We start from the raw sequence: 13,858 nt of genomic DNA, 5'->3' as shown, positions 1-13,858 counted from the left end.
GCTGCGACAGACAGCGTCGGTATTTTCGGGATCATCCGGCAGCCATAAGTGCCGGGGACCCTTGCACTGCTCAATTCGGAAGCCCCCATGCAGACTTTTTTCATTGCGCCCACGGACTTCGGCGTGGGACTGACCTCCATCAGCCTGGGTCTGGTCCGGACCCTGGAACACGCCGGGCTCAAAGTCGGGTTCTTCAAGCCCATCGCCCAGCCACACCCTGGCGATACCGGCCCGGAACGCTCCACCGAACTGGTCGCCCGTACTCACGGCCTCAAGCCGCCCACTCCACTGGCGCTGTCGTATGTCGAGCGCATGCTGGGCGACGGCCAGCTCGATGAGCTGCTCGAAGAAATCATCCGCCTGTATCAACAGGCCGCAGTCGGCAAGGATGTACTGATCGTCGAGGGCATGGTCCCGACCCGGCACGCCAGCTACGCCGCGCGCGTCAATCTGCATCTGGCCAAAAGCCTGGATGCCGAGGTGATCCTGGTATCGGCACCGGAAAACGAAGTGCTGACCGAACTGTCCGGCCGGGTTGAATTGCAGGCCCAGATGTTTGGCGGCCCGAAAGACCCGAAGGTTTTAGGCGTGATTCTCAACAAGGTGCGCACCGAAGAAAGCATGGAGGCTTTCGCTGCCCGCTTGAAAGAGCACTCGCCCTTGCTGCGCAGCGGCGACTTTCGCTTGCTTGGCTGCATTCCTTATCAAGCCGACCTGAATGCCCCGCGTACCCGCGATGTGGCTGAACTGCTCGGCGCCGAGGTGCTCAATGCCGGCGATTATGAGCAGCGGCGCATGGCCAAGATCATCATTTGCGCACGCACCGTGGTCAACACGGTGCACTTGCTCAAACCCGGTGTGCTGGTGGTCACCCCTGGCGACCGCGACGACATCATTCTGGCCGTCAGCCTGGCCACCATGAACGGCGTACCGCTGGCCGGCATGCTGCTGACCAGCGATATCGTGCCCGACCCACGCATCATGGAACTGTGCCGTGGCGCGCTGCAGGCTGGCCTGCCAGTGCTGTCGGTGAGCACCGGCACCTACGACACCGCCAACCGGCTGAACCAGCTCAACAAGGAAATTCCTGTCGATGACCGGGAGCGGGCCGAGATCATCACCGATTTCGTGGCCGGCCATCTGGACGCCGAATGGCTGCATCAGCGCTGCGGCACGCCACGGGAACTGCGTCTGTCGCCGGCGGTATTCCGTTATCAGTTGATCCAGCGCGCCCAGGCCAGCAACAAGCGCATCGTATTGCCTGAAGGCAGCGAGCCGCTGATCATCCAGGCGGCGGCCATCTGCCAGGCTCGCGGCATTGCGCGCTGCGTCTTGCTGGCAAGGCCCGCTGAAGTCCAGGCCGTGGCCAAGGCGCAAGGTATCGAGCTGCCAGCGGGGCTGGAAATCATTGATCCGGAGCTGATTCGCCAGCGTTATGTCGAACCGATGGTCGAACTGCGCAAGAGCAAGAGCCTCAATGCACCGATGGCCGAGCAGCAACTGGAAGATCCGGTGGTGATCGGCACCATGATGCTGGCCCTCGATGAAGTCGACGGCCTGGTCTCGGGTCTGGTGCACTCTACCGCCAACACCATTCGCCCGGCCCTGCAACTGGTCAAGACCGCACCGGGCTGCAGCCTGGTGTCTTCGGTATTTTTCATGCTGTTCCCGGATCAGGTGCTGGTCTATGGCGACTGCATCATGAACCCGCACCCCAGTGCCCAGGCGCTGGCTGAAATCGCCCTGCAAAGCGCCGACTCGGCGCAAACCTTTGGCATTGCGCCACGGGTGGCGATGATCAGCTACTCCAGCGGCCACGCGGATAACGATGAAGAAGTGGCAAAGGTCCGCGAAGCCACGCAATTGGCCCGTGAGGCGCGCCGTGGCCTGCTGATCGACGGCCCGTTGCAGTACGACGCAGCGGCCAACGAAAACGACGCCCGGCAACTGGCGCCCAATAGCCAGGTGGCAGGGCGCGCCACGGTGTTTGTGTTTCCCGATCTCAACACCGGTAACACCACCTACAAGGCCTTACAACGCAGTGCTGACTGCGTGACGCTGGGGCCGATGCTGCAAGGCCTGCGCAAGCCGGTCAATGACCTGCCGCGTGGTGCACAGGTCGATGATATTGTGCACACCATCGCCCTGACCGCCATTCAGGCCGACACATTGTCCTGATACACCGAGTGATGCCGGAACGCTCCGGCATCATCTTCAATACCCGGAGTTGTTCACTACCATGGCTTTCCTGCCTGCCCCTTTGCGTGGCGTTGTTGCCGCGCTGCTGTTGGCGCTCAACACGCTGGCCTGCTGTATTCCACTGTTTGTGGTGACCGTGTTCAAGCTCTGCCTGCCGTTCGCCGCTGCCCAGCGCCTGAGTAACAGGCTCATGAATCTGATCCAGGAAAGCTGGATCGCCAACAACAACGCCTGGATTCGCCTGCTGACCGGCACCCGCTGGCACCTGAGCGGCCTGGAAGGTCTGGATTACCAGCACTCCTATCTGGTGACCAGCAATCACCAGAGCTGGGTCGACATTATGGTGCTGCAATTCTTGCTTAATAAACGCATTCGGCCGTTGAAGTTCTTTCTCAAGCAAGAGCTGATCTGGGTGCCGGTGATCGGTCTTGCCTGGTGGGCACTGGGCTTTCCGTTCATGAAGCGCTATTCCAAGGCTTATCTGGCCAAACACCCTGAAAAGCGCGGCAAAGACCTGGAAACCACACGACGCACCTGCGCGAAGTTTCGTGACAACCCGGTGAGCATTTTCAACTTCGCCGAAGGCACCCGCTTTACTCCGGCCAAACACGCCGAACAGCAGTCACCGTTTCGTCACCTGCTAAAACCCAAGGCTGGCGGTATCGCCTTTGTGCTCGATGCGATGGGCGAACAGCTGGAGTCGATCGTCAACGTGACCCTTTATTACCCCAATGGCCAGCCTGGTTACTGGGACCTGCTGTGCGGGCGGGTCGGTCAGGTGGTCGCGCATTTCGATGAGGTGCCTATCCCGGCCGGGTTCATCGGCAAAAGCTACGATCAGGATCAAGCCTACCGCCAGGCCTTCCAGCAGTGGATCAATGCCTTGTGGGAAGAGAAAGACCGGCTGCTGGATCAATTGGCAATCGAGCACCCCGCCACAGGCCGTCAGCGCCGATAAGTCACTCGGCGCTGGGCAGGCTGCAGCAATTACTGCTGATACTGATCGTACTGCTGGCCCGGAATCGGCTTGAGATTGACCTCGACCCGGCGGTTCTGGGCACGGCCATTGGCATCGGCATTGCTGGCAATCGGCGAGTCAGGGCCGGCACCGCGCACCGACAAGTGCGTCGGATCGACCCCTTGGGAAGTCAGGTAAGTCGCCACGCTCTGCGCGCGCTGCTGGGACAGGTCCATGTTGTGCTGGCGGCTGCCGGTGCTGTCGGTGTAACCGATGATCTCGATATTGTTCTGGTTGAACTGTTTGAGTGAGCCCGCCAGGTTATTGAGCGGCGAATAGAAGCTGCTGGCGATGGCCGCCGAATCGGTGGCGAAGGTAATGTTGCCAGGCATGATCAGCTTGATCTGGTCACCCTGACGCTGCACTTCAACCCCGGTATTGGCCATCCGCGCGCGCAGCGCAGCTTCCTGACGGTCTGCGTAGTAGCCGTAGCCGGCCGAAGCAGCACCCACCACCGCCGCACCGATCAGCGCCCCCTTGCCACGGTTGTTATGGTCAATGGCAGCACCTGCCACAGCGCCTGCGAGGGCGCCGAGCCCGCCATACTTGGCGGTACGGCTCATACCCTGTTGCTCCTGGTTGCCGTAACCGCCTTGATTGCCGCCATAACCTCCCTGGTTATCGTAGGGGTTGGGCGAGGCGCAGCCGGCCAGCAGGGCAACGGCAGTGGCGGCAATAATCAGTCGGGGCGTGATCAACATTCAATGTGCTCCTGATTTTTACATTTCTTTGTACATTGCAACGAACGCTTATTGCCGATTTAGAACGCAAAAGGTGCGGAAAATTCCTGGCCGAACGGCATCATTCGAGGTTGGCCAGGCGGCACTGACGGCACATTGATTGAAGCAAAAACGGCCACCCAAAAGACCTTGTAAAAAAAATTTAAGCCAGCCTCTGACGCCATTAAACCAGCACGTTACAACAAGCTGATTTATCTAAGAAAATTAAATACAGCAAGGCGTTGACGCCTGAACATTGTCATACAAACTCATTAATTGCTCCGTATACTGGCATAACGCGACCATCGGATTTTATGGTCTTGAGAACAGGGCAGATGTGAGGTTGCCAACCGCACGCGCCTCTCTTGCTTTACACCATTTTCTGAACGACCCGGCACGGACCGCTGCATCCACCTCCTAGAAAGGGTGACCAGCCATGCTAAGAAAAATACTGGTATCCGACCTCGCCCTGGGCATGCATATCCACGAATTCTGCCGGCCCAGAACCAACGATCCGTTCTGGATCGGACAGGTCGAGGCTGTGCTGCGTGATATCGAAGTTCTCGAACGCATCAAGCGTTCTGACACGCTGGAAGTGTGGATTGACACCTGCCGCGGCAAAGCCCCTGACACTTGCTCGCCTGCGCAGAATGCGGATGTCGCACCGGTCAGCCTCGATAAAGAGCTGCTGCGCGCCAGATTGATTTGCGGACGTGCAAAAAACGCCGTCATGTCCATGTTTGCCGAAGCCAAGATGGGCCACGCACTCAATACCGACGATATCGAACTGCTGATCGAGGAGATTTCCGGCTCGGTCATGCGCAACCCGCATGCGCTGATCAGCCTGTCGCGCCTGAAAAACTCCGATGAATACACCTACATGCATTCGGTGGCGGTCTGCGCCCTGATGGTCGCACTGGCCAGACGCATGGACCTGCCCGAAGACCAGGTGCGTGACGCCGGGGTTGCCGGTCTGATGCATGACGTGGGCAAGATGATGATGAACCCGGACATTCTCAACAAGCCCGGACAACTGACCCGCGAAGAGTTCGAGGCGATGAAATCGCACCCGGAAGCCGGGCTGAAAATCCTTGAAGGCAGTTGCCAGGTTACCCGTGCAGTGATGGACGTCTGCCTGCATCATCACGAGAAATTCGACGGCAGCGGCTATCCCCATGGCCTGGTGGGTGAAGAGATCAGCTTGTTCGCCAGAATGGGCGCGGTGTGTGATGTCTACGACGCCATAACCTCTGACCGGCCCTACAAGAAAGCCTGGGGAGCCGCCCGGGCGATCCGTGAAATGGCCACCTGGAAAGGCCATTTCGACGACAAGATCTTCCAGCACTTCGTCAAGACCGTGGGCATCTACCCGGTGGGCGCGCTGGTGCGCCTGGAAAGCGGGCGGCTGGCAGTGGTCATGGAGCAATCCGAACAGTCGCTGCTGACCCCCAAGGTCAAGGTGATCATGTCGGCGCGCACCGGCAAGCCGCTGGAGCACCGCATCGTGCACCTGGGCAAGAGCCAGGAAGCCGACAGCATCATCAAGTTCGAATGCCCCCATGAATGGGGGATCGAGAAATTCAACGAATTGTGGGCCGGGGCGCCGCTCAACTAAGCAACCCCAACGCCTTGGCCCGGGCCACCGCCTGAGTGCGTCGTTCGACACCGAGCTTGCCGTTGATATGGCTGGCGTGGCTCTTGACCGTGTGCAACGAGATGAACAACCGCTCGCTGATCTGCTGATTGGAAAAACCCTGGGCGATCAACTGTAGAACACCCAGCTCACGTGCACTGAGGCTCTCGCCCGACAGCGTTGCGCATTGCGGGTTATCCCCGCCAGGCAGGTGCTCCAGCAGCGTGTCACGGACCTCGCTGACTGCCACCCTGAACAATTGCTGACGTAACCACGCCGCGTGCCGCTCGATCAAGGGCTCAAACGCCAGTAGCCCGCCACGTTCACTGATTGCCAGACTGCGAGCCAGCAACGGCGTGGCACATTCCTGTCGCCCCTGATCAAGCAGCACCGCCATGCGTCTGGTCAGGGTATTGAGCACCAGCCACTGGGCGTCGATGTCCGCCGCACGTTGTTCGAGTGCCTGCAAGGCGCTCAGGGCAGTCTCTGCGTTGGCCAGTTCAGCACGCTGCAGCTCGACCTGTAGCGGCAATTGCGGCTGGCATTCAGGCGCGGCCAGCGACAGCCCGGCACTGTAGGTCTGGCTCAGGCGTAACAGCCACGGGCCGGCCAGGCCTATGCGTCCCTGGCCCTGCCACAGTTCGCATTTGACCAGGGTTATCATCGCCAGATAGTGCACCGGCGGCACGCCCCAGCCATGCATCAGGCGCTCGACCTCGGCCAGCTCGGCGAATGCTTCGGCGTGGCGCCTGGCGCGTCCGAGCAACGAAGCCAGGGTGCAATAACCGGTCAGTACACTGATGTCCCGACAATCACGGGCTTCGGCCAACCCGCTGCGCAAGGTCTCGAAGGCTTCATCGGTCCGCAGGCACAGACTCAGCAGATAGCCATGGTAAAGAGTCAAGCGGGCACGAATGGGATAACGTCGCGCAGGATCCAGTTTGGTGAGCAATTGCAATCCCGTGCGCACCTGTTCCAGGGCGCGGAAAATCTCGCCACGGGCCTGTAGAACCTGCGCACGGTCGTGGCAGGCCAAGGCTTCGAACAACGGGTTGGCGAGCCGCTGCGCCAGCTCCAGCGCATCGCGACTCAAGGCCCGGGCACGCAGCAGGTCACCGTCGGTGATCGCCAGGTTGACCAGCGTCGACAGACACACCAGACGTTGCCCATAGCGTCTCTCTGGCAAGCTGAGCAAGGCTTCGCTGCAATAACGCCGCGCCGTATCGGCATCTCCCCTGCCCCGGGCAATGATGCCGCTCAGCGCCAGCCATTGGGCGAGCATTGATTGTTGCGCCGTGGCCGAAGGCGCCGGCAGAAAACGCGCCAGATGGCTGGCCAGTTCTTCGGCAGCATCAGGCTGGCAAGCCAGCCCCAATGCCCAGGCATACAGCACGATCAGGCGCGGCGTGCTGGCCAGCAGGCTGTCGGGCAAGTCCATTTTCCAGCGCAACAACATGACCACGTTCTGTTCGGCCAGCAGCTTTTCTTCGGCCAAGTGCTGCGCCAGGCTGGCTGCAGTATCGGCATCGCCGGCCAGCAGTGCCTGTTCAACCGCCTCGTCGAGCATGCCGTGTTCATGGAACCAGCGGCAGGCATTGAGATGCAGGCGCGTGGCGGCCTCCGGGCGGCGGCTGCGCAAAAAATCAGCAAACAGATGGTGGTAACGCAACCACTGCCCCTGCTCATCCAGCGGTATCAGGAAAACCTGGTGAAGTTGCAGGTAATCGAGCATCGCGGCGCTGTCATCACGATCACGCAGGGCGTCACACAGCCCGCTGCAGAAACGCTCCAGACAGGCCGTGTCATACAGAAATGCCTGCACCTGCTCTGGCAGGTAGTCGATGACTTCCTCAAGCAGGTATTCGCTGACCAGCGCCTCACTGTCTTGTGCGGCATGCCCCTGAGTGGCCAGCAACCAGAAACGCAGCCCCGCTACCCAGCCTTCGTTGCGTTCGATCAATCGCTGCCGGGCCGGGCCATCGGCAACCAGGGCATGGCGCGCCAGCAAGGCCTGCGCTTCACCGCAGGTCAGGCGCAGATCCTGTTCGTTGAGTTCCAGAATATGCCGCGCCAGGCGCAGCCGAGACAGCTGCCAGTCCGGACGCTGGCGGCTGGTGACCAGCAACACCAGCCCGCCTGGCAGATGATCAAGGAGCATTTGCAAACAGCGATCCAGCACCGGCCCCTGAACCAGGTGATAGTCGTCCAGCACCAGCAGCAGCGGCCGGCTCAGCACCAGGTGCATGGCCAGTTCGTCGAGCAAGGCATCGAGCCAGGCTTCCAGCGCCTGTGGCTCCTGGGCGTTGCGCAACCTCAGCGAGGCCAGCGGCAGGCCACCGAGCTGCGGAAAAAAGCCCTGCAGCGCACACAGCAGCCGCTCCATGAAGCGTCCGGGCTCTGCATCTCGTCTACCCAGTCCCAGCCAGGCACTTTGCCATGGTGCCGGCAATGATTCGCAGAACTCCACTGCCAGCGAGCTCTTGCCGAACCCGGCGGGCGCGCCGACCAGGATCAGCCGCCCGGACAACCCTTGGCGCAGCCGCTCGCACAGACGCGGGCGCGGCACATGGTCTTCGGATAACGGGGGACGAAAGAAACGCCGCTCCAGCGTATGGGTGGCGTGATCGACGAATCCTTGCATGCGGGACAGATCAGTCATGGCCGGCTCTTGTAATTGTCTTGGCAAGACATTTATTCGGCATCGCAGATGTCCGCAGCCTAACGGCTGCTTGAGCGCTTTTGAAGGACATACCCTAAAGATTCGTAACAAAATTCCTACAAGGATTAAAAAACGTCTGCGCCGCCAATGAAAAAGCCCCCTGACGGGGGCTTGATCACAGCGAACGTTCAGATGCTCAGCGCACACCGTCCTGACGCAGGGCGCCAGAGCTGAATTCGCTGGCGCTGGCCTCGAAGCCGAACTCGTAGGCGCGACGCTCTTCGTTCTTCATGCCCAGCGCCATGTAACGGCCGGACTGCAGATCGTAAAGGGTTTCGATCACGTACCACGGCACTTGCTTGTCGTAGTAGTTGACAGCGTGAGCCTCGGCCACCCGCCACAACTGACCACGACCGTCGTAGTGATCGATTACCGCAGCCTGCCAGGTGTCTTCATCGATGAAGAAGTCACGTTTGGCATAGATATGCCGCTGGCCGGATTTCAGGGTTGCCGTGACATGCCAGACCCGACGCAGCTCATAACGGGCCAGGTCCTGATTGATGTGCCCGGCCTTGATGACGTCGTCGTACTTGAGCGAGGTGTCATCGAGCTTGTGACTGTTGGCGGCGATGTACATCTCCTGCTTGCCCACCAGCTTCCAGTCGTAGCGGTCCGGCGCACCGTTATACATGTCCAGGTTGTCCGAGGTCCGGGTGCCATCGGCCGCAGTACCCGGACCGTCGTAGGAAACCTCCGGCGCCCGGCGTACACGCCGCTGACCGGCGTTGTACACCCACGCCATGCGCGGTTCCTTGACCTGGTCGATCGTCTCGTGAACCAGCAACACACCACCGGCCAGCCGCGCTGGCGCGGTGACCTGTTGCTTGAAGTAGAACAGGATGTTCTCGGAAATACCGGTGCCCTTCATCTGGTCACGGAACACGAACTGGTCGCTGAACTTGACGATCGAGTAAGAACCGTTGGGCTGCGGAGTGGCCTGAGTGACCTGACGTTTGACGGCCCCACCGCGATAACGGGTGATGTGGTTCCAGATCACCTCGACGCCACTGGCCGGGATCGGAAACGGAATGGCGGTCTGGAAGTTCTCCAGACCGTTGCCGCCTGCGGTCAACTTCGCGTTGGTGGCATTGCGCTTGGCCGCAGCGGCGACTGAATCGGGCACCGTCGCACCACGGTGGCCGGGGTAGACCACAATCTTGTAGCTCTGCGGGTAGCGCTTGAACAGCGCGTACTGCCCCGGCGCGAGCTTTTCCTTGTACTGCTCGACATTGCTCGCGGTGATGGTGAACAGCGGTTTTTCATTGGCATAAGGGTTGGCCAGGAAGCCCTTGCCATCGATGGCTCCGGCATTGGTCGGCATCGGGCTCCAGGCCGGGATGCTGTTGTCGGCATTACCGGCCTTTTCCCCGCCCAAGGGGGTCAGGCTGGTCCCCAGCTTGGCGGCTTCGGATTCCGATACCGCCGCCATTACCCCGGTCGCCAGCATCGACAGCCCCAGCACACTGGCTTGCAACAGACCTTTGGTCATTTTCATGTTCGTCGTCCTGAAATACCGATTCTTAGAAGTTCACACCAAAGCTCAGTGCCACAAAGTCGCGGTCGTCGACCGTGGTGTACTTGCCATCGAAGAAGTTGGTGTAGGAAAGGCTCGCGGTGTAGGTGTTCTGGTATTCGGCATCCAGACCAAGGCTGACCGCCTTGCGACCTTCCTCGAAGTTGCCGCCAGGACCTGGCGAATAGCCTTTGACGTCATGCGACCAGGCAACGCTGGGCCTGAGGTTGACCCCGGCGAAGACGTTGTTGTAGTCCCAGATCGCCCGGGCGCGGTAGCCCCACGAGTTGCTGGTCGTGAAGCCGTCGTTCTCGCAGTAACGGCTCAGGTTGTTTTGCGCAGCGCCGGTCAGAGTACCCGAGTTGAGAATGCCGCACTGACCGCGTGGCAGCGGACCAGGCCCGTACACCGGGTCGCGGCCATAACGGATTTTCGAGGTGCTCTCCAGCCCGCCGACGTGGGTCCAGCCCACCTCGCCCACCACGGTCAGACGCTCGGCGCCCATCACCTGGTCGAAGAAGTGGGTGAAGGTGGTCTGCAGCTGGGTGATTTCCTTGCGCCGGTAACCCGGCTGGTCGGTGTTGGGCCGACCGGTCAGCACTGACACATCAGGGTTGAGCGGCGACAGCCCGGAATACAGGATGTCAGTGGTGTTGATCTGCACCGGCGCGTTGGGCCGGTAGCTGATTTCACCGCTCCACGCCGTGCCGGTAGGCAACGAGGTCGAGAAGCTCAAGCCATACAGGCGGATGTCTTCGGGGTACTCGACGTAGTAGCTGGAGTTGCCCGCCACCACCACCGGCAGCAGGGTCGGAGCCAGCGCCGTGGCGGTGGCCAGCGGAATACCGTTGCCCACCAGCGAGCCGACCAGGCCGGAGGCGCTGAAGGATGCCGGCGCACCACCGCGACCGCTGAAGATCGGCGCACGGCTGTGGTAGTTCATCATGTAGGCACCGAACTCGGTGTTCAGTGGCTCGAAGTTGTAACGCACGGCAAAGCCGAACTGGCCGCTGTCGCGGGCATCGCGATCCGGGCCGCGCCGCACGATGGCGCCTTCGTCGGGCGATCCGAACAGCACGCCCTGCTGGGCCAACGAGTTGAATATCGCGCCGCGGGCTGCTGCTGGCAGGCCCGATGCGGCCAGCCCGGCGTTCAGGCCATTACGGCTACGCAGCACCGCCAGGTTATTGTTACAGCCGTCGGCGATCACATCCGGCTGAGAGAAGAAGGTGCCGCAGTTATCTACTACGGTCTGGTCCCACTCCAGCTGATAGAAGCCCTCGACGGACAGATTCTGGGTAATGCCCTGCGACAGGTAGAACATGTTGACCGGAATCAGGCCTTCCTTGACCTCTGAACCGGGCCGGCGGAACGCCGAAACGTCGATCGGGTTCACGCTGTTGATGCCGCCACCAATGAAGGTACTTTCACCCCAGCTGACCACCTGCTTACCGAACCGCACCGTGCCGGGTTCATCGCCAATCGAGTAACGGTGGTAGATAAAGGCATCGAGCAACTGCGCGCCGGACGACTTGGCGCCTTCCTTGCGGTTGGAGTCGCTGATGTCCTTGAACTCGCGGCCTTCGTCCTTGAGCTCAAAGTCATACCAGTACTTGCCACGCACGAAGACCCCGGTGTCCCCGTATTTTAGCTCCAGGTCGTGGATACCTTTGAAGACCTTGGAAAAGGTCTCGCCGCGCTTGAAATTCAGGTGGCCGTCGTCGGAAGTCTGGGACAGGCCACGCCCGCCGTTGTTGGCACCGATCAGGTTCTTGTTGGGGCTGGCGGTCGACCAGCTTGCCCCCACCGAAAGCGAGGAGTCGAAGCTGCCTTCGATTTCGCCAATATTGAAACTGACACCGAACGCGGGGCCAGCGAGCGTAGAGGCGAGGCTGACCGCCAAAGGCAGTCTGGCCCTGCGCCAGAACGGGGTTGCTGTAGTCATCGACGCTACTCCATGTGCTTTTATTTTTATGGCAAGAGGGACTTCGAAAACGACTCGGTGCTCCAGACATATCCGAGTGGCAGCGCGTAGGTCTGGCGTGGGCTCCACCACGCCGTTGCGCTTTGATGCCAGATCCCCTGTGCCGACTATAGCCAGCAGTCTGTAATGCTTGATCCCTCTAAAGTGTGATTTAGGGCATCAGACTCTCTGGCCCGCCCATTCCCGCCCGACTGCGTGACAGGCTCCGGGGAGAATGGCTGGTTTTGGCAATTTGGCAAGCCACGCATGTGGCTGGCCAGACAGAATGCCTGTCGCCCTCGATACAGACGACAGGCATTCGACCTCAGAGTGTAGACAGCAAAACGCTATTACTGCTTTGCCATTCGACGATATCCAGACGCATGCGTTTTTTGTCGAGTTTGCCAACACTGGTCTTGGGGATTTCCGGCACCACGGCAATCTGCTGCGGAATCGCCCACTTGTTGATATGCCCCTGCTCAACGAACGGCGTAAGGTGCGCCTTGAGCAGCGCGGCATCGATAGGCTGCCCTTCATGGGCAACGATCAGGGCAAACGGACGCTCGCCCCATTGCGGGTCAGGAATGCCGACCACCGCCACTTCACGCACGGCGGCATGCCGACTGCACAGGTCTTCAAGGGCCAGGGACGACAACCATTCGCCGCCGGTCTTGATCACGTCCTTGATCCGGTCACGAATATCGATGAAGCCATAGCCGTCGAGGGTGGCGACATCGCCGGTGTGCAACCAGCCGCCGGCCCACAGCTCACGGCCCTTTTCCGGCTCGCGGAAGTAATTCTCGGTCAGCCACGGTGCGCGCAGCACCAGTTCGCCTTGGGTCTGGCCATCAGCCGGCAGGAAATTGCCCTGTTCGTCGACGATGGCGGCCTCGACCAGCATGCCCGGCACACCGGCCTTGATCCGGAAGCGGATCTGCTCGTCATCACTGCTGGCCAGCAGCTCTTCGTTCAAATGCGCCACGGAAATCAGCGGCCCGGTTTCCGACATGCCATAGGCGGCGGTCAGTTGTATGCCCTTGGCCTTGGCCGCCTGATACAGGCTACGGTTCAGCGAGCTGCCGCCGATGATGATCTTCCAGCCGCCAAAGTCCTTGTCCTTGGCCGACCTGGCATTGAGCAGCATCTGCAGGATGGTCGGCACACAGTGCGAGAAGGTGACTTTTTCGGTTTCCCACAGCCGGACCAGAAACTCCGGGTCGTAACGTCCGGGATAGACCTGTTTGACCCCGAGCATGGTCGCGGCATAGGGCACGCCCCAGGCATGCACATGGAACATCGGGGTGATGGGCATGTACACATCATTGGTGCCCAGCAGCCGCACGCTGTCGATGCTGCCCATGATCGCCGCCACGCCCATGGTGTGCAGCACCAGTTGCCGGTGGGTGAAATACACGCCCTTGGGGTTGCCGGTGGTGCCGGTGGTGTAGAAGGTGGTGGCCACCGAATGCTCGTCGAAATCCGGGAAGTCGTACTCCGGGCTGGCCGCTGCCAGCAACGCTTCGTACTCGCCGATCAGGCCTGGCAGCTCGACGGGCTGATCCGGCGTGTCGGTCAGCAACAGGGTCTTTTCCACCGTGGTCAGATGCCCGGCAATCCCTTGATACAAGGCGGCGAATTCACTGTTGACCAGCACGAGCCGGTCATCGGCGTGATTCATGGTGTAGACAATTTGCTCCGCGGACAGACGCACATTGATGGTATGCACCACCGCGCCGATCATCGGGATGGCGAACATGCACTCAAGATAACGATGGCTGTCCCAATCCATGACTGCCACGGTGTCGCCGGCCTTGACGCCGGCCTCGGTCAAGACATTGGCCAGGCGGCGCACGCGCTCATTGAGGGTCGGATAGGTGTAGCGGACCAGGTCGCGGTATACGATCTCGCGGGTTCGTTCATAGCGAGTGCCGGAAAGCAGCAGGCTTTTGATCAACAGAGGATATCGATAGGCGCCTTCAGCGGGCGCCAGAACGCGAGTCTGCAACATAAGAGTCCCTTTCCAGAGTTCACAGGCGAAGATCCAATATGGACGCTAGAGCGCTTGCTCGCCAGTGTGCATCAGTCAAAGGGACG

The 13,858-nt window shown here is 60.7% G+C and carries 8 protein-coding genes; 3 read left to right on the top strand and 5 right to left on the bottom strand.

What is annotated here, in order from left to right:
* Positions 1 to 87: 87 nt before the first annotated feature.
* Entirely contained in the window at positions 88 to 2,178 is a 2,091-nt protein-coding gene (pta, locus tag NJC38_RS04315; protein ID WP_253111753.1) for a phosphate acetyltransferase, read from the top strand.
* 61 nt (positions 2,179 to 2,239) lie between these two features.
* Entirely contained in the window at positions 2,240 to 3,157 is a 918-nt protein-coding gene (locus NJC38_RS04310) for an acyltransferase (protein ID WP_253111752.1), read from the top strand.
* A 29-nt stretch (positions 3,158 to 3,186) separates the two neighbouring features.
* Here NJC38_RS04310 and NJC38_RS04305 read toward each other — a convergent pair whose 3' ends face one another.
* Entirely contained in the window at positions 3,187 to 3,918 is a 732-nt protein-coding gene (locus NJC38_RS04305; RefSeq protein WP_045483092.1) for an OmpA family protein, read from the bottom strand.
* A 454-nt stretch (positions 3,919 to 4,372) separates the two neighbouring features.
* Here NJC38_RS04305 and NJC38_RS04300 point away from each other — a divergent pair, with 454 nt between their 5' ends.
* Positions 4,373 to 5,551 carry an HD-GYP domain-containing protein gene (locus tag NJC38_RS04300; RefSeq protein WP_253111751.1) on the top strand — a complete coding sequence of 393 codons (1,179 nt, stop codon included), beginning with the start codon at positions 4,373 to 4,375 and terminating at the stop codon, positions 5,549 to 5,551.
* Here NJC38_RS04300 and NJC38_RS04295 read toward each other — a convergent pair.
* From NJC38_RS04295 to NJC38_RS04280, 4 genes are all read right to left on the bottom strand, one after another.
* Entirely contained in the window at positions 5,544 to 8,228 is a 2,685-nt protein-coding gene (locus NJC38_RS04295) for a LuxR C-terminal-related transcriptional regulator (protein ID WP_253111750.1), read from the bottom strand. The two genes, NJC38_RS04300 and NJC38_RS04295, sit on opposite strands and share 8 nt — an antisense overlap.
* Before the next feature lie 196 nt (positions 8,229 to 8,424).
* Positions 8,425 to 9,783, bottom strand: coding sequence for a DUF1329 domain-containing protein (locus tag NJC38_RS04290; RefSeq protein WP_253111749.1), 1,359 nt, complete (start codon positions 9,781 to 9,783; stop codon positions 8,425 to 8,427).
* A gap of 25 nt (positions 9,784 to 9,808) precedes the next feature.
* Entirely contained in the window at positions 9,809 to 11,746 is a 1,938-nt protein-coding gene (locus tag NJC38_RS04285; RefSeq protein ID WP_253111748.1) for a DUF1302 domain-containing protein, read from the bottom strand.
* A gap of 343 nt (positions 11,747 to 12,089) precedes the next feature.
* On the bottom strand, positions 12,090 to 13,772 hold the full coding sequence (locus NJC38_RS04280) for a fatty acid--CoA ligase (RefSeq protein ID WP_253111747.1): 1,683 nt from the start codon (positions 13,770 to 13,772) through the stop codon (positions 12,090 to 12,092).
* Between the last annotated feature and the right edge of the window lie 86 nt (positions 13,773 to 13,858).

The organism is Pseudomonas sp. 21LCFQ010 (assembly GCF_024129905.1).
Lineage (GTDB): Bacteria > Pseudomonadota > Gammaproteobacteria > Pseudomonadales > Pseudomonadaceae > Aquipseudomonas.
Note: the sequence above shows the minus strand (reverse complement) of the source record. Positions and strands in the feature narration are given on the sequence as shown.